At 54.3% G+C, this 17,102-nt stretch carries 11 protein-coding genes and 1 pseudogene; 2 read left to right on the top strand and 10 right to left on the bottom strand.

All coding sequences use genetic code 11. From position 1 onward, the window contains the following. Positions 1-91 precede the first annotated feature (91 nt). Positions 92-1,030, top strand: coding sequence for a hypothetical protein (locus OHJ21_RS25050; RefSeq protein WP_100540323.1), 939 nt, complete (start codon positions 92-94; stop codon positions 1,028-1,030). Positions 1,031-1,172: 142 nt separating this feature from the next. Here OHJ21_RS25050 and ilvA read toward each other — a convergent pair whose 3' ends face one another. Both ilvA and OHJ21_RS25040 read right to left on the bottom strand, forming a co-directional pair. After that, complete coding sequence (gene ilvA, locus OHJ21_RS25045) at positions 1,173-2,441, bottom strand: threonine ammonia-lyase IlvA (protein WP_096774986.1); 1,269 nt, start codon at positions 2,439-2,441, stop codon at positions 1,173-1,175. A gap of 141 nt (positions 2,442-2,582) precedes the next feature. Beyond that, on the bottom strand, positions 2,583-3,491 hold the full coding sequence (locus OHJ21_RS25040) for a LysR family transcriptional regulator (protein ID WP_486021443.1): 909 nt from the start codon (positions 3,489-3,491) through the stop codon (positions 2,583-2,585). Positions 3,492-3,640: 149 nt separating this feature from the next. Between OHJ21_RS25040 and OHJ21_RS25035 the strand changes: the two genes are divergently transcribed. Further along, positions 3,641-4,732, top strand: coding sequence for an oxidoreductase (locus OHJ21_RS25035; RefSeq protein ID WP_486021442.1), 1,092 nt, complete (start codon positions 3,641-3,643; stop codon positions 4,730-4,732). A 97-nt stretch (positions 4,733-4,829) separates the two neighbouring features. On the opposite strand, the pseudogene OHJ21_RS25030 reads toward OHJ21_RS25035, so the two are convergent. The 8 genes and pseudogenes from OHJ21_RS25030 to OHJ21_RS24995 all read right to left on the bottom strand — a co-directional run bounded on the left by OHJ21_RS25030 (position 4,830) and on the right by OHJ21_RS24995 (position 17,075). Continuing rightward, positions 4,830-6,697 (bottom strand): annotated as a pseudogene (locus OHJ21_RS25030) (DUF2264 domain-containing protein). Between the two features lie 285 nt (positions 6,698-6,982). After that, positions 6,983-8,119 carry a glycoside hydrolase family 88 protein gene (locus tag OHJ21_RS25025; RefSeq protein ID WP_486021441.1) on the bottom strand — a complete coding sequence of 379 codons (1,137 nt, stop codon included), beginning with the start codon at positions 8,117-8,119 and terminating at the stop codon, positions 6,983-6,985. An 18-nt stretch (positions 8,120-8,137) separates the two neighbouring features. Next, positions 8,138-10,168: a hypothetical protein gene (locus OHJ21_RS25020; RefSeq protein ID WP_486021440.1), complete on the bottom strand. Its 2,031-nt coding sequence runs from the start codon at positions 10,166-10,168 to the stop codon at positions 8,138-8,140. A 50-nt stretch (positions 10,169-10,218) separates the two neighbouring features. Continuing rightward, positions 10,219-11,841, bottom strand: coding sequence for a response regulator transcription factor (locus OHJ21_RS25015; protein WP_486021439.1), 1,623 nt, complete (start codon positions 11,839-11,841; stop codon positions 10,219-10,221). After that, positions 11,834-13,645 (bottom strand): cache domain-containing sensor histidine kinase, encoded by a 1,812-nt coding sequence (locus OHJ21_RS25010; protein WP_486021438.1) that lies wholly within the window; start codon positions 13,643-13,645, stop codon positions 11,834-11,836. The genes OHJ21_RS25015 and OHJ21_RS25010 overlap by 8 nt, the downstream gene beginning before the upstream one ends. Positions 13,646-13,743: 98 nt before the next feature. Then, positions 13,744-15,114 carry an ABC transporter substrate-binding protein gene (locus OHJ21_RS25005; RefSeq protein ID WP_326117446.1) on the bottom strand — a complete coding sequence of 457 codons (1,371 nt, stop codon included), beginning with the start codon at positions 15,112-15,114 and terminating at the stop codon, positions 13,744-13,746. 155 nt (positions 15,115-15,269) lie between these two features. Next, positions 15,270-16,109 (bottom strand): carbohydrate ABC transporter permease, encoded by an 840-nt coding sequence (locus tag OHJ21_RS25000; protein WP_486021437.1) that lies wholly within the window; start codon positions 16,107-16,109, stop codon positions 15,270-15,272. 18 nt (positions 16,110-16,127) lie between these two features. Continuing rightward, positions 16,128-17,075 carry a carbohydrate ABC transporter permease gene (locus OHJ21_RS24995; RefSeq protein WP_326116249.1) on the bottom strand — a complete coding sequence of 316 codons (948 nt, stop codon included), beginning with the start codon at positions 17,073-17,075 and terminating at the stop codon, positions 16,128-16,130. Between the last annotated feature and the right edge of the window lie 27 nt (positions 17,076-17,102).

The raw sequence follows: 17,102 nt of genomic DNA, 5'->3' as shown, positions 1-17,102 counted from the left end.
CAAAATCTTTAATATTTTTTCGTTCATTGTAAACTAATGTTCTATAGAAGATGATAGGATAAGGGTAATGTGTGGTAAGGGAGGAAGATATATGTCAAAATCAAAAAAATCCGCGATGGCTGCCATCCTTGCACTTATTCTATCGATCCAGACTGGCGTCATCGCTAACGCGGCACCTGCATCCGTATCCCAAGCTGGTTCAACCGCCGTCTCAAGTAAAGCTACTGCCTTCGGCAATGCGGTTTACAACAAAGCCAGTAAACTGCTGAAGGAATCCGACGTGGCTTATGCCAAGTCTTACATCACCAAGCATATCCGCAGCGTAACCACGTATCAGGCGACCATGCTGGTGCTCAAGCTGGAGAATGCGATGAATGATGCGCTCCCGGCCAAAACCGACAAGGTGTATGAAATCGGCATTCAAGATAAACTGATGAACCTGTACAAATTCGGGGAACCGATTAACACCACCATTAACAAAACCAAGGACGACACCCTTCGCAAGGTGCTCATCAACCTGCGGGACAGCGGCTACAGACTATATACGACCGAAGGCGTCATCTTCCCGATTATCGACTATACGACACTGAAACCATACAAGCCTTATATCAATAAGGATATTCAGGCCTATATCGACATCATGATCGTGGAATCCGAAAAGCCTGCCGTCAGTGATGCCGCCTTGGTGATCCCTTGGTCCGAGGTCATTGAACGTGGACTTGCGCAGGAGGCCTTTATTACGACGTATCCCAAATCAAACCGAGCCGCTGATGTGAAGCTGAAGCTTCGTTTTACTGAGCTAAGCTTATTCTACGGCTATAACAATACACCGCTATTCAAGTACGAAGACAATCTTCTGGACCCCGAAGTGCGGCAAGCCTTCGATAACATCCTCAAAGACAGCGACACCGTCTCCAAAAGCGCTCTCTTGAAAAAGCTAAAGTCCTGGTCTGAAGTGCTTGAGAGCAACAAGGACAAGTTGACCCAGGAAGTGGAGCAGTATCGTGCGAAGGCGGTTCCGCTCGACTAGACAAACGAACCACAGACCATTCCCAATGGTTCAGCAAGATTCCCACCCTAATGAATATGTATAAAAAAGCCGGATTCCCGTTTGTAGGAGAATCCGGCTTTTAATCGTAGTCTGAGCCTATTTATCGCGGCCTGTATACCTCTTAAATCAGCAGATTGAACAAGTTCATGTTCTTGTTAAGCTCTGTATAATCCAGTCCCTTGCGCTGCATCCGCTCTACCAGCGGACCGTAATCCTCGGGCCTTAACAGCTCGATGCCCACCAGGGCCGGCCCGTCTTCCTTGTTATGCTTCTTCGTGTATTCGAAGCGTGCGATATCGTCGTCGGGACCAAGCACTTCTTCCAGAAACTCGCGGAGTGCTCCCGCACGCTGCGGGAAGTTAATCATGAAGTAATGCTTCAGCCCTTCATAAATTAAGGAGCGCTCCTTGATTTCCTGCATCCGGTCGATATCGTTATTGCCGCCGCTGATGATGCATACCACCGTTTTTCCGCGAATCCGGTCCCGGTTCATATCCAGCGCAGCCACGGCCAGCGACCCGGCAGGCTCTACAACGATCGCATTTTCGTTATATAACTCAAGGATGGTGGTGCAGGCTTTTCCTTCCGGAACCGTCACGATGTCATCAACCAACTCGCAGCATATATCATAAGTCAGCTGCCCGACACGCTTCACGGCGGCGCCATCCACGAATTTGTCGATCTCGTGCATGGTGACGACCTCACCCTGCTTCTTGGATTCGATCATGGACGCAGCCCCGAGCGGTTCAACGCCAATAACTTGCGTTGTTGGACTGACGGTTTTGACATACGTTGCCACGCCAGCCGCAAGACCGCCGCCGCCGATGGTGACAAACATATAATCGGCCGGCGCGTCCAGCTCCTCCATAACCTCCATCCCGATCGTTCCGTTACCCGCGATAATCTTCGCTTCATCGAACGGGTGAATAAAGGTCATGCCATACTCATCGCAGGCCTTGATCGCTTCAGCATATGCATCGTCGAAGGTATCGCCTGTCAGAATGACCTCAACACTGCCCCCGCCAAAACGCTTCACCTGCTTCACCTTCTGGTTCGGGGTCGTGCTCGGCATGTAAATCTTGCCTTTAATATTCAACGCGTTACAGGAGAAAGCCACCCCTTGCGCATGGTTACCCGCGCTCGCGCACACAATGCCGTTGCTGCGTTCTTCATCCGACAAGCTGCGAATCATATTGTAAGCGCCGCGGATCTTGAAGGAGCGAACCACCTGCAGGTCCTCGCGCTTCAGATACACTTCGCAGTCATACTTAGCCGATAGCACAGCGTCCCGCTGCAGCGGCGTGCGTACGATCACTTCACGAAGCACGTGGTGTGCGCGCACGATGTCCTCCATGCTGACTGCCCGTTTTGCCGTATACGTCTCTTCCATTCTCTCGATCACACTCCCACTTCGCTGCCAGGTAAACGTTGATCCTTCCGCTACCCTTATTTACGTATTTCTATCATTGTATCACTTTTCATGAAAATATCCCGCCCTTTTCTGGCAAGCCTTCGCAAAATGGTGATGATTTCAAGAGCATGAGGCCTGATTTCCAGTCGAACCTATCCCGCCCGCTTCTCTGACGCATGCTGCAAAAGCAGCAAACGCCTTGCTGCGGAATGATTCATTGCGACGGACGAGCTGTGTCGTGGCAATGCGATACCCATCCGGAACGGGGTAGGCCCTTAAACTTGGATCGGACCAAGGAATGGCCGATGCCGGCAGAAGCGCGCAACCCAATTGGGCTCGTACACAGCTGAGCATCGTTTCCAATGTGCTGATCTCGATCATGTTTGCTGTGGCGATCCCTTCGCTGCGAAGCCATTCCTCGTTAGACTTCCGGAACGGACATCCCTTGGGAAACACGATCCAAGAAGCACCCGATAGACCGAACGCCTCGAACGTCTCCTCTTCTCCGTATTTCTCCGACGAAACAAGCAGCGACACCTCCTCCCGGATTTCCAGCTCGCTCTCCAGCCGTGACCTGTCATAATCACCGGTAATGAATGCCCCATCCAATTTTCGACGGAGCATGCTTTCCTCATGCTGTGGAGAAGTTCCGCTGACGAGAGACAGCGCGACCTCCGGATAGATTCGTTGGAATTCGGACAAGGCTTGAATAAAGGATGGCGATGTCGCCATCGTCTCCACGACGCCGATCACAAGCGGACCGCTGGGATAAGGGGGCTCCTTCACTGCTGCAACGGCTTCCTCAGCCATGCCGAGAATCTCCTTGGCATATCGATGAAGAACGAGCCCCTTCTCCGTGGGGGAGACGCCCTTTGGATGTCTGTCGAACAAAGGAACACCCAGCTCGGACTCCAGCTTGCGTATGCGCGCCGTCACGTTGGATTGCACATACCCCATCTTCTCGGCAGCTCCCGATACGCTGCCTTCCTCCACAATGACGGATATAACCCTCAAATCCGTTAAGTCCATCCAGCTCACCTTCTTGGTATCATTTTTATTGATACATATATTAATTTCTATCATTTTACAGTATAGACCATGCGAAATACAATCAGATCATACCCACTAACAAGCGTCGGTCGCAATAAGACTGATCAACCAATGAGGAGGATACAACCATGCATTCATATCCCAACCTGCTAACCGAAGCTTCATTAGGATCTTTGAAACTGCCCAATCGCGCCGTACTCTCACCCATGACCAGAACGAGCGCAGAGCCGAATGGCCTGGCTAACAACCGAATGGTTCGATATTATCAGAGATTCGCGAAGGGCGGGTTCGGTCTGATCATTACGGAAGGCCTTTATCCGGATGCCGTACAGAGTCAGAGTTATCTCAACCAACCCGGCATGGCCAATGACCAGCAGGCCGCGTCCTGGAAGCCTGTCATCGAAGCTGTTCATCGGGAGGGGAGTAAAATCATTGCACAGCTGATGCACGCCGGGGCCCTGGTTCAGCATGATCGATTCGTCCCGGTTGCGCCTTCAGCGGTGAAGCCGGTGGGCGCCATGCTTGAGGATCATGGAGGAAGCGGAGAATTCGCCACCCCTCGGGAGTTAACGCAGCTTCAGATTAAACAAACCATTCAGGATTTTGCTCATGCGGCACTTCGCGCCAAGGCCGCTGGATTCGACGGGGTTGAAATCCACGCGGCAAACGGCTATCTGCTCGATCAATTCATAACCGATTACACCAACCACAGAACGGATGAATACGGCGGGTCCACGGAGAATCGGATTCGAATCGTCGTTGAGGTGCTGGAAGCCATTCGCTCAGCCGTTGGCTCGGATTATATTGTGGGTGTTCGGGTTTCCCAGGGCAAGGTGAACGATTTTCATCATAAGTGGGCTCAGGGAGTGGAGGATGCCAAGATCATATTCGGTCAATTGAGTGGGGCTTCACCGTCTTACATTCACACGACGGAGTACAAAGCTTACGCCCCCGCTTTCGCTGAGGGTGAGGCGACCTTAGCCGAACTTGCCACCATGTATAGCAGCGTTCCCGTCATCGCGAACGGAAAACTCGGTGATCCGGCTGTCGCGGAACGACTCTTGGCTTCAGGCCATGCGCACTTCGTTGCGATCGGCACCAGCGCCTTGGTCAATCCGGACTGGGTGAATAAAGCTCGGGCAGGGACTGAGCTCCGGCCCTTCGATCATCAATTTCTGCAGCCCATCGCCACGATCAGGGAGGATGAGGTGCTTATATGAAGCGCAAGAAAGCCGGGGTTATCAATCCCCCGGCTTTCGTGGTTTTATTGGGTATGGAGACGAATCCGCCTCCAGCTTACGAATGACGGCATGCTAATCAGTCCATCGGAATCACAATAACATTCCCATTCTGCGTGGTTATCTTAATCTGACGATGTAAGATTTCTACGCCCAGCCCCTCCTTCACGGCTTCCATGGAAGGCTCTTCGATGACCGGAGCGCTTGGATCACCAAGCACGGCCGATATAAGCCAATGGGTTCCGGGTTTGAGCGCCGCCCTCAACGTAGGAATGACGGTTCGGGGACGCAGCAGATTGGTTTGGGCATGGGGATAAATGAGCTCTGCCGTATCGTAACCGAGCATGCCATAGATGGCGCTCGTGCCGAAGGTACCGGAAGCAGATGCTACTCCCTCTCCCGCCGAGGAGCTGTCCAGAGATCCTAAACCTAATGCAAAACCGCCTTCTGCAGCATCAAGTATTCTGCCCGTGCTGATCCGGTGAATGCGGATATGCCAAGGCAGCCCCGCAGCTATCCATGTCCGTACCTCCACGTCTCTCCACGGCTTCCATCTGGCATACAGCACATGCTCCTGAATCCGCGTCTCCTCGCCTAAACGTTTGACCCGGTACAGTCGATCACCTTCGCTTAGCGCCAGCATGGAATCAAAAGCACCTTGAGCCAGTCCCCATTCCGCCCTCGGCACGCTGAACGCAAAGGCGGTAGAGTATACAAACTTCTCGTACTTGGCCGAAGTATGCGTATGCTCGTTGGTAGACGGATGGCCCGTATTGAAGGCGGCCACATGACCAGTCTGCTCGTCACGGCAGAGGACCAGATGTGCAGGCTCCTGGACCGAAATACTTCCCGTCTCCGCCAGCTCCTGCTCCTCGGCCGTCCAGAACGGATGCTCCTCCGGCAAAGCCAGGATCAGAAACGTCTTTAACGACCAGTACACGGAGCCGGCCGCGTTATAGTTTTCCGACATGATTCGGTTTGGATAAGCGTACCCCACCGTTAACACGCCGTCCCGGTCAAAAATAGGCTGCTGAAACCACCATCTGAGATTTCGCAGGACCAGCCCCTTCAGCTGGCCCGGACTAAACCCTTCCAGTCCGGCATAAGCCGCAGCCGACCAGAAGGCCGACTGGGCAAAGCGGTACGTCAAGCTGCGCCCGTAAGGAACGGCTGGCCCGTCGGGGGCAAACCAGTGGACGAAATCTCGTGCAAACAACGCCGCCCGCTCCCTGTAGCGACCAGCGCGTTCGGGGTCCTCCTCTCCCATCAGCTGCGCATAGATCAGGCCGTAGAAATGAAAAGCATATGGCACGTAGTAATCGCTGTGCCCCCGATTCCGTCGCTATACCAGCCTGCATTCAGATAGAACTCCTCTATTCGTTGGAGATTGTTCTCCAACTGCCCCGCATCGTACGGTAAGCCTGCTTTGCGGAAACCGACGTTGACAAATACATGGAAAAACAGCCAATTGCAATCATAGCAAGGATGGTAGTTGATCTGATCGAGCCATTGATAGAGATTAGACTTCTCCTTCTCGCTCAGCGGCTGCCAGATGCGATCCGGAATCAGGGCAAAGGCCAATCCGAATACCGCCATCTCCACCAGCCGTTGGTCATAGTCCTTAACCTTTCCCCAATGCTCCGGATCGGTCCCTGAACGTATCCCTTGCAGAGACAGCTCCCACAGGTCGCCATGGGAGCCTCCGGCAACGGCGGGAACGAGTCCCCACAGCACGCGCGAGAAGCCCTCCATCTCGGCAATATCGGCATAGGCGTCGACACCCGAACGGTCGAGGATTAATCGTGCGCGCCCCTCGCTATAATATGTATTCAGAGGCTCGAGCAGTTGGGTGAGTGCTTCCTGCACGTCCTCTCTTGTTCGCAGCGGATTCCGGGCAACCGGATGGGTCGAGCCGCGACCGAGATTCCTTGCAGCCTGTATGCTCATTTTTAAATTCTCACTCCATTTCCGGAATGCTTCTCTTATTCATTTCCTGTACTTCTACATCTCTTATCCTCTTACTCGCATGTATTTCTTTTATGACTTTCCCGAGCACCTGCTTCTCTTATTCTCTTCCTGAGAATCTACCTTACTATCCATTTCCCAGTGCTTCTTCTCTTATCCTCTTCCGGGTACGTCTGCTGTTCCTCAGCTTTTCTTTTTTTCTGTTCCTAACTCAGGTCCTGGTCTTGCCCCCAGTCCTTGTACCCCATCCGTCCGCTTCAATCTCCTTTATTCCCAGTAAAAAGGCCCCTTCTCTCTTAGCCGCGCCAGTCCTTCGACAAAGAAAAAGTCGCCGTAAATCAGGGGCACGTCGATATTCCGGCCTTCCGGATAATGACTAGTGCCGTGGAGAATCAGGCCTTCCTCTTTATCGTTGTCCCACGTACCGTAATTCCGGTACAGCGATTCCAGAATTCGGACTGCGGACGTCCGGTATACGGCCCCCTGCCCCAGTTCCACCTTGTCCGCCAGAAGCAGCAGGCCGCTGGCGGCGCAGGCACCGGCGGAGGAATCCCGGTAGATACGGGCCTCATCCGGCGCGCGGAAATCCCAGAACGGCACATGGTCCTCCGGCAGATTCGCCAGGAAGAAATGCGCAACCGTTTTGGCCGTGTTGAGGTATACCGACTTGCCTGTATGATGGTAGGCAAGCGTTAAGCCGTAGATCGCCCACGCCGTTCCCCTGGACCAGGCGGATTCCGGCGCAAAGCCCTGCCCGCCGATCCCTTCCAGGCGCTCACCGGTTGCCGGATCATATCGAACGATATGATAGACGGAACCATCCGGCCGAACGAAGTCTCGGACCACCGTATCCATGTGCGCTTCGGCCATATGCCGATAGCGGGGATCGCCGCTGATCTGCGACGCCTGGAACAACAGGGGCATGTTCATGGCGCAATCGATGATGGCAAGGCCCGCGTTATCCTCCCCTTCCGACCACGGATTCCAGGCTCGAATATAGTGGCCCTTCAGGTTGAAGCGTGCCGCCAGGAAGTTGGCTGCCTTGAGCGCACGTATCTTGGACTCTTCGCTGCCGGTCAGCTTGTAGGAAGCCATGCTGGTCAGCGTCCACATGAAGCCGAGATCGTGATCCAGACGTACATATTCGTTCAGCACGTCATCCAGAATGAGCTCGCACTGCTCGGCGGTGGTTCTAAGCTCCGCCAGGCCGCTGTCATTGTACAGAAGCCACAGCATGCCCGGCCAGAAGCCGGCCGTCCACCAATGCGGCGGCTCCAGTTGGTAGACTCCATTCTGGCTGGCATGCGGAAACCTTGCTCCGACCCGCGTTACGTTTCGCTGCGTCTTCGCAAGCGATTTCTCCCAGGCTTCCGTCACCCAATCCAAAGCGTTTTCCGTTTTCATCCCTCTCCACTCCTCTGTTCATATGAATTGAAATCTGAAATCGATATTCGCATGCAAGCCAGGGACCTTCACGTTAAAATCCACGGCATACCAGGCCGCTTCCTTGCCGAAGTGATCACGGAAGGTATGCCTTGTCAGCTCTGGCTCCACCAGCTCGATGTCATAATGGATCAGCAGGCCGGGCCTGTCGTCTATGGAAAAAGCAGGACCCGGGATAGTGTCCTGTACCTTAGGCTGCTCCCGATTACCTCCTCGGTGTTGAGCCGGTCCCTCCCGGTTCCCCCCTTGGCCCTGAGCCGGCTGCTCCCCGGTTCTTTCTTCAGCCGCAATCCTCTCGCCCTTCTTCTCCAAGGCCTGAACGGCTTCTTGCCCTCCTGCCTCTGCTTGCTCATGAGTTCCCGCTCCCCGTAACGCGACAACCCGCCGGCCATCCATCAGCACCAGCTCGGGCGGTATCCTGGTGACAATCCGCTCCACCAAGCTGCCTGGGGGCGAATCGAACGTGAACCGGTCGCTCAGCGTTAGCTCTGGCTGATCTCCCTCCTTGTTCCACTCCAGCGTCCTCGTGAATGCCCGCAGTGCAGGAACGCGGTAGGCTGAGGTCAGTTCCAGCCGCAGCCGATCCACGGCTTCACCCGTCGCCGCTTCCAATACAACCGCAGCGCTATCCGAACCCTCTCGCTGAACATGGCCGTCAATGATCGGCACGGAGTGGCCTTGGGAGCCGTTGCAATCATAGCCATACCGGCCTTCGCCGAAATACTCCGCCGTGTATTCCCCGCAGCCAAGGTCCGAGCACCATGCTTCCCCGGCGCCGTACAGGATAAAATGCCCGAGATCATTATGATTGTGCGGCTCGCCATTGCTGCCGCCCTTGGCCGCAAACGCGTACACTTCGCCTCCATGGGAGCTGCGGGAGATCAGCCACTGGGCATCGGGCAAATAATAACTTGCCTCTCCCCAATCGCTTCCCGTCATCAATGGATCCCGCCAGATCAGGTTGCGCAAAGCCGGAGCCCAGCGGCTGCAATGATCGTCGCGGTAACCCGACCGGAGAGACTGCGGCGGAGACTCGAAGTCTGCGTACAATCCAGCCAGATAATGAGACAAGCCGATATGTACCGTGCTTTTCGGCTGCGAATCGGAGAAGTTGACGACCGCCTGCCCTCCCAAAAAGCACTTTTGTTGAAACAAGGCGATGCGGCCGACCTTCTCCACCAGGAACCAGTCCAACGCGCCCCGCCTGCGCTTGCGCAGCAAATCGGCATAATACACAAAATAACCGAACCCGTAATTCCAGTATCCCAGCCCTTCCAGACAGGCTCCATCCGCACCAAAGCCCTGCAGGTAATAGTCCATGCACTGCTCCGTCTTCAGCAGAACCTTCGCCAGAGAGTCCCCGCTTTCCATAAGCAGCAGCGCGGCGGAGCCGATGGAGCCGGCACAGACGGCAGACCAATTGTGCGTGGCCGTCTCCCAGCCGTGCTCTTGGCTCAGGAAAGGGATGAATAACCGCTCTTCAACCTCCTCCCCGATTCTCGAGATCAGCAGCGAAGGCAGATGGTCCCGCAGCAGCACGCGGATTTCGCTGAGGGTAAACCCGGTCTCGGCGCTGAACAGATCAATCGTCCCCTTTATGCCGCCCGGCGATTCCGCGTTGAGATGCGCCGGCAAACACCAGGTATACTCATCGCAGATAGACCAGATCATCTCCTGAAGAGCCGTCCGATACGCTTCCTTATCCGGCTCGAGAAGGGTCAGCAGGGCAAACGTATTCAGCCTGAGCCTTCGCTCGAAATACACCTTCTCATAATCCAGCCTCGTTCCCTGCCGGGCAAACCGGATGAATAAGTCATACGTCAGCGGCGGGTTCGGAACAGACAGCAGCCGTTCCCCTTCCTCGCGAATCTCGGATATGTCCTGCTCGTAATCCTCGCTTAGCCGGATGCCTTCCCAGAAGGACCTCTGGTCCCCGCCTTGGTAATACATCCGCAGATCGGCGGGAGCCATCCCGTTCACGATCGTTGTCAGCTCCTGTATTCTGTTCATCGGGCTAAAACCTCCTCCTTCCCGTTTCTCCCCCTGTTGGAGACGCCCTTTCAACCGTTTCGGAACTCTACGGGGGTTACCCCCGCATACGCCTTGAATGTCTTGCTGAAATAACTCACATTGTCGTAAGCCAGACTTTCGCAGATTTCCCCGACCGTGCGGTCCGTCTGCCGCAGCAGCTCCTTGGCCCGCTCCATCTTCATCCGGGTGACGTATTCGATGAAGGTGACGCCGGTTTCTTTTTTGAACATGCGGCTGAAATAGCTCGGATTCAGGTGCAGGCAGCCGGCAACGTCATCCAGCGTGATCCTCTGGTCAAGCCGAAGGGACACGTATTTGCAGGCCTCCGCCACTTCCGATCTTCGGCTGCCCCCGAATCCCCGGTCCATAGCCTGTATGGTGGATTCCAAATAATCGTGAAGCCAGGATTTCAGCTCGTTCAGGGAGTCCATGTCCATGATCTCTTTGTGCAGCGCATCGGCCGTATACGCGGGTGACAGCGAATGCAGGAGATGAAGCCTCAGCTTTAGATCCAGCAGGAGCTTCAATACCCAGTCCTTGACCGATTCCGGTGCATACCGCTTGCCTTGAATCCAAACGATCCACCGATCGACTGTGTCGCTCGGCCCGCTGGAACCCTCTTTTCCAAGCAGTGATTCCCGCAGCTCCGAGCTGGCCCGGTCATAATAAACGAAGAGATCGGGATCTCCAGGCACACTTTTCTGTTCAAGCGTTCCGCTCAGTTTGGATATCTCCTGCGGCTCCAGATAGAATCGTTGATGCTGGCAGGCCAGCAGTTCATTGAGCCCTGCCTTTAAGCCTTCAGGATCCGCGCAGCCCCGGCCGATCAGGAACGACATGCGGATTCGCAGCACGCGTTCGAGCGTCCGCTGCACCTCCTTTAGGCAGGCGGTGGCCTCATCGTATATGTTGCTGCCCAAGCCGGGTCGATACGAGAACAGGAGCAGCGAAGACTTTGCATCGTATAGGACATGCACCGCATCCGGATTTAATTGATCCAGCACCTCCCGCAGCACGTTGCCCAGGGCAAAATGCAGCGTCTGGTTGGAGGCAAAGCGGTGCCTGATCTCCCGCACATCCTCCAGATGTCCGACCACGGGAAGGCAGTGATAGCCCGGCTTCAGCACCCCATATTCCGACAGCTCATGCCGCCATTTTTCAGGGGACAGCAAGGGCTGGTGGATGAAATTTTTGAGGCTCTGCTCCTTCCGCAGTTCCCTGGATTCGTCCACCAGATGGATCATCCGTGACTGCTCCCAGCCCTTCTGTGCTTCCTCGTCCATCGCCTGCTTGAACCGCCTCAGAAGCTGTACCAGCTCTTCGGGATCGAGTGTGTCCTTCAGTAAATAATCCTGCACGTTCAGGCGCATGGCCTGCTGGGCATATTGGAATTCGTTGTGGCAGGACAGAATGGCGATCCGTACATCGGCCTTCACCTCTTTAATGCGTGCGGACAGCTCAAGCCCGTTCATTTTGGGCATGCCGATATCCGTAATCAGAATGTCCGGAGGCGAAGACTTTGCATCTTCCCAGGCACTCATTCCGTTCTCATAACTTCCCATCAGATTCAAGCCCAGCTCATTCCACGAGATGGCCTCCGACAACAGCTCGATGACGGGATAATCATCGTCCACCAGCATCACGTTATACATCCGCATTCCCTCTTTCCGGTATAAACATCTCGATCACCGTTCCTTGGCCAGGCTCGCTGTAGACGCGGCATTGGAAAGCCTCGCCGAACACCATGCTCATCCGTTCCATCACATTTTGCAGACCGATATGAGAGAAGCTGCCTCCGCTTGCCTCCTCCTGTTTCGAAGACCCGTCGGATCGGCCCTGGATTCTCCGGGCAATCGACTCCCTGACGGCGGCATCCATGCCAATCCCGTCGTCCTTCACCGTCAGCACGAGGTGCCTGCCCTTCATGGCAGCTGCAATTCGAATCGTCCCTGCCTGCTGGTTGAGCCCATGGATTAATGCATTCTCCACGATCGGCTGCAGAAAAAAGCGCGGCACCTTGAAGAGGAAAGCCTCCGGCGCGATATCCAGCTCCAGCCTGACCTCCTCCTTCTGCCGAAGGTTCATGAGAGCTACATAATGCGAGATCAGGTCAATTTCCTCGTGAAGCGCAATCTCGTCCTCCTCGCGGCTGATCGTCATGCGGAGCAGCACGGACAGGGAGCCTATCATCTTGGCGCTTTCGGGATCGCCCCGCTTCATGACCTTCATCCGAATCGAATTCAGAACATTGAACAGAAAATGGGGATGGATCTGGGCTTGAAGCATTCGGAGCTCCGCTTTGCGTTTTCTCGCCTGGTTCTCGGATATTTCCGAGATCATGGCTTTGAACCGGTCCAGCATGTCGTCGAATAAATGCCCCAGCCGTCCAACCTCATCATTGCCATGAACATTCGACCTCACTTCCAGGTTTCCGCGCTGCACGGAGGTCGCCACTTTGCCGAGCTTGACTAACGGCTTGGTAAACGCGCGGACAAGCGCAATGAGCAGCAGCAGAAAGATCAGGAAGAAGCACATCTGAAACCAGAACACCCGGTTGAAAATCGAGTTGATATTGACGATCGCATCCTTGTACGGCTGCATCAGCACCAGACGCCACCCGGCATACGGGATGTCCTGGTGTACCATCAGCTGCTTCTCCCCCTTCATCGGCACGATTGAATACGGCTTCTCTTGATCCAAATTTTCGAGATAGGCAAAGGTCGTTCCGATCTGGCTCTGATGGCTGCCGGAAACGATGGTTCCCTCAGCATCCAGCAGCACCAACTCGTTGCCTTCCGAAAGGGAGTTGAAGATCCCGCTGATCTGATCCTCCATGAACGTCACGATCACGTAACCGTAAATTTCGGAATCCGGCAGCCGGAGCGTGCGCACCACCGATAATTGCGTCGGATGATCAATCTGGTCGGAGCGGAACATCGTGGCCTCCGGCTCCGTCCATAGGGACTCCAAGCCTTTCAGCTCCGAAATCTGGCCGAACCAGGGGCGCTGCCTGTAATCAAGCGGATTGTAATCGCTTACGGAATAATTCATGTAATAGGAGCCGTTCTCCAGAATGACGGTGACATAACTTTTCTCGCCAACGACCGTCAAGCTGTCCAGATGCTCCAATACCCGGTTGGATTCCATGAACCTGCGATAAGGATCCGGATCTTCGTTGCCGGAGACCACCTGCTTGAAGTAGGAATTCAAGCCGGAATTCATCTGAATGTAATTGGCGATATTGATTTTGCTTAAGAGCAGATTCGTCACCGATCCGCGGACCAGCTGAAGGGCATCGCTTGCGTTGGATACCGCCTGCTGCCTCAAGGCTTCCTTCGTTAATGAATTGTACAGAATCAAGCTGACGATGGCGGGAACGACGATGCAGGTGACGGCAGCCAAAATCAGCTTATGCCTGATGGAGCTAGGGATCAGGCTCTTCAATCGTGCGGGCATAGGATCCACCTCGGGTATGGCGTGACGGGAATAATGTACGCGAATTCAAAAAAAGGGACGAAGAGTTTCGTCCCGATTTTTTTGTCTATTATACCAGATCATTTTTTGTTGGATTCTATAATTTTGTTCACTCGCTCCTGCGAATTCGCGATGGTCTGGTCAATATCCTGATTGCCCAGTATCAGCTTCTCGTATTCCTCGTTCACCGCCTCGTACACTTCCGCCTGATAAGGCGCAGGCGGCACGATGGCCGAGGCCTTCGAGGCAACCAATGTGTCCACGAGCGATTTCTTGTCTACCTTTTCCGGACTTTTCGTGCCCGACAGAATGGTGTCGATGATCTCTTCCACCTGCTCGGTCTTCACCTGCTGCCAGGCCGGAATGTTCTTGCCCTGCACGATTTGCCCTTCCGTTGTGTACCAGCGGACGAATTTATAAGCTTCTTCCTTATGCTTCGACTTGGCAGCCACCGCCACGTAATCCGTGGTGACCGGCGTAAGTCCCGTCGGATCGCCTTCCTCGTTTTTCGGGAATGGAGCTACGGCGACATTGAAGTCCAGCGGCACTTTATCCGTTCCGCCGATCTCCGTGTTCATCCAGCTGCCGATCGTGATCATGCTTGCGGATTGATTGAAGAATTGCGTCCGGTAATTCAGCTTCTGGGAGATCATGTCCGTATAAGGCACAGAGGATTGGTCCTCCTTCTCCATCCGCACGCGCAGCTCCAGCGTCTGCCTGAAGGTCGGGTTATCCAGATTGGAAGAGCCGTCGGCCTTCAAATAGTCGGTATCTTGAGGCTGATTGGCCATCATCAGCTTCAGAAACTCCAGCCATCCGCCCCCTTGCGGGCCATGGAAGTACGTCCCGTAGCGCTTCGACGCTCCTTCGCCCTGGGTCAATTTTTTGGCATAATCCGCATATTCGTCCCAGGTCCAGTCCGTTGGAACCGGCAGTCCCGCTTCCTCCAGGTGATCCTTGTTCAGCAGCACATACCAAGGGTTGAACTTGCCTGGCAGCGCGTAGACCTTGCCGTCGAGGCGGGTATCCACTTTATAATCGGTTTCCACGCTGTAGCCGTCCTTCGCGATAAAGTCATCCAGGGGCTCCGCCATGCCGAGCGCCACCCGCTGCGCATAACCTGCCGGATCGCTGAACATCAGAATGTCCATCTGGGCCGAGGATGCCGCCTCCAGGTCAAGCTTCTTGAACGCCTCCTGCGTATCTCCCTTCTCGCTGAGCTGCACCAGCTCAATGGTTACCCCCGGCGTTGCCTCTTCATAGGCTTGGAGCGTCTTTTTCCAATTGTAAGCTTCCTCCGTGCCATACGTGTACAGCCTCAGATTGGTCTTGCCTCCGCCTTGCGCGGAATCACCTTGCGCCCCATCCTCTTTCGCTCCCCCGCAGCCGGACAGCAAGCCGATCACCATCGCGGCCGTGAGAACGCCTGACCACCATTTCTTGTTCATCATTGTCTATAACCCCTCCCCATTGATATCTATCGGTATGTAAGGTCGTGACGATTCTAGCTGTAACTATCCACATTATATAGAGCGCTTACATCTTAACCATAAAACAATCTTTACTGATGTTGGAACTATTTTTACCCCATTCATTCCCGAGAGTCCTAGCCCTTGACCCCACCCAGCGCAATACCTTCGATGACGCTCTTCTGGCCGATAATAAAAACGATCAGCAACGGGAATATCGCCGACACGGCAGCCGCCATGATCAGGGAGTAGAATTCTCCGCTCAAGGACGTGAATTTCTGCATCGCCAGCGGAATCGTGAACAGCCGGTCCGTCCGCAGGAAGATGAGCGGATTCTGATAATCGTTCCACGTCCAGATGAACCGCAGGATCGCATAGGTGGCCACAGCGGGTTTCACCAGCGGCAGGGCAATGGACCAGAAGATTCGCGGATGGTTCGCACCGTCGAGTTTGGCAGATTCGATGAATTCCTGATGCACCCCCATGAAGAATTGCCTGAGCATGAACGTTCCGAGCACACTGAAGCTTCCCAGCATAATGAGGCCGAAATGGTTGTCGAACAGCCCGATGTTGCGGTAGAGAATAAACTGCGGGATCAGGATGGCCTGGCCCGGAATCATGTAGGTCACCAGCACGATGATGAACAGCCAATTGCCGGCGGCAAACCGGATTTTGGAGAAGCCGTAGGCAGCCAGGGCGGATACCATGGCCGAGATGATCGTGGTCAGTAGGCTGACCTTGATCGAGTTCCAATAATAGAGATAGAAGGGATAATCGCCGAACCATACCTCCTTGTAATTCTGAATCGCGTTCCACTCCCGCGGAATCCACTGAATCGGATATACGAATACGTCTCTCTCCACCTTAAAGGATGTCACCAGCATCCAGATAAAAGGGAGGAGAAACAGAATGCTCACCACGAACATCACGATCGTGACGATAAGCTTGCGCAAGTCAACGCCGACTCTTGTCCCCATAAAGCAGCGCCCTCCCTCCTAGTAGTTGACCCACTTCTTCTGAGCGGCCCACTGTCCCAGCGTAATCAGCATGACAAAACCGAACAAAACCGCGGCAATGGACGATGCATAACCTACCTTCAGATTAATGAAGGCTGTATCATATAAGTACCAGACCATCATCGTGGTGGAGCCAATCGGCCCGCCTTGGGTCATGACGGCAATAATTTCAAACACCTTGAATGTGGAGATAATCCCCGTTACCAGCAGGAAAAAAGATGTCGGCGACAACAGCGGCAGCGTAATGCGCCTGAACTTGGTCCAGCCGTTCGCTCCATCGATGTCCGCCGCTTCGTACAGATCCTTCGGTATGGCTTGCAGCCCAGCGATATAGATAATTAGATTGAAGCCAATGGAAATCCAGATCGAAATCAGCATAATGGAAATCAGTGCGAAATTTGGATCGGCAATCCACTTGGGCGGATTGGACATCCCGAGCGTCCGGAGGATTTCGTTGATCGGCCCGTAGGAAGGCTGGAACAGCACCTGCCATACGACGGCAACCGCCACGATGTTGGATATGTAAGGCATGAAGTAAGCCACTTTAAAATAGCCCTTCATATATACAAACCGGTCGATCAAAATGGCCAGCGCCATCGAAATCATCATATAGATCGGTACCGTCAACAGAAACAAGATGTTGTTGCGAACCGACTTGATAAACATGTCATCCTCCAGCAGCTGGCGGAAATTTTGAAACCCGACCCACCGGATGCCGTCCCAGCCCTGCACGAAATTCCAATCGGCAAACCCCAGCACAAGCGTTGCCAATATCGGAAACAGCACCAAAATGATAACGCCGATCAGCATCGGGCTTACAAATGCGATCCCCCATAGGTTCTCTCCCCGCTGCAAGGATCCCCGGGACTTGTACCCCCGCGTCGGCTGGGTGCCAGGCTTCTTCATCGTCTCCATTGTCTGTGCCATGTCGGACCCCCTCGATTCTTATTCGAT

The sequence above is a fragment of the Virgibacillus sp. LDC1 genome (assembly GCF_025792345.1).
Classification (GTDB): Bacteria; Bacillota; Bacilli; order Paenibacillales; family Paenibacillaceae; genus Paenibacillus_AQ; species Paenibacillus_AQ lautus.
This window is presented reverse-complemented; position numbering and strand designations above follow the sequence as displayed.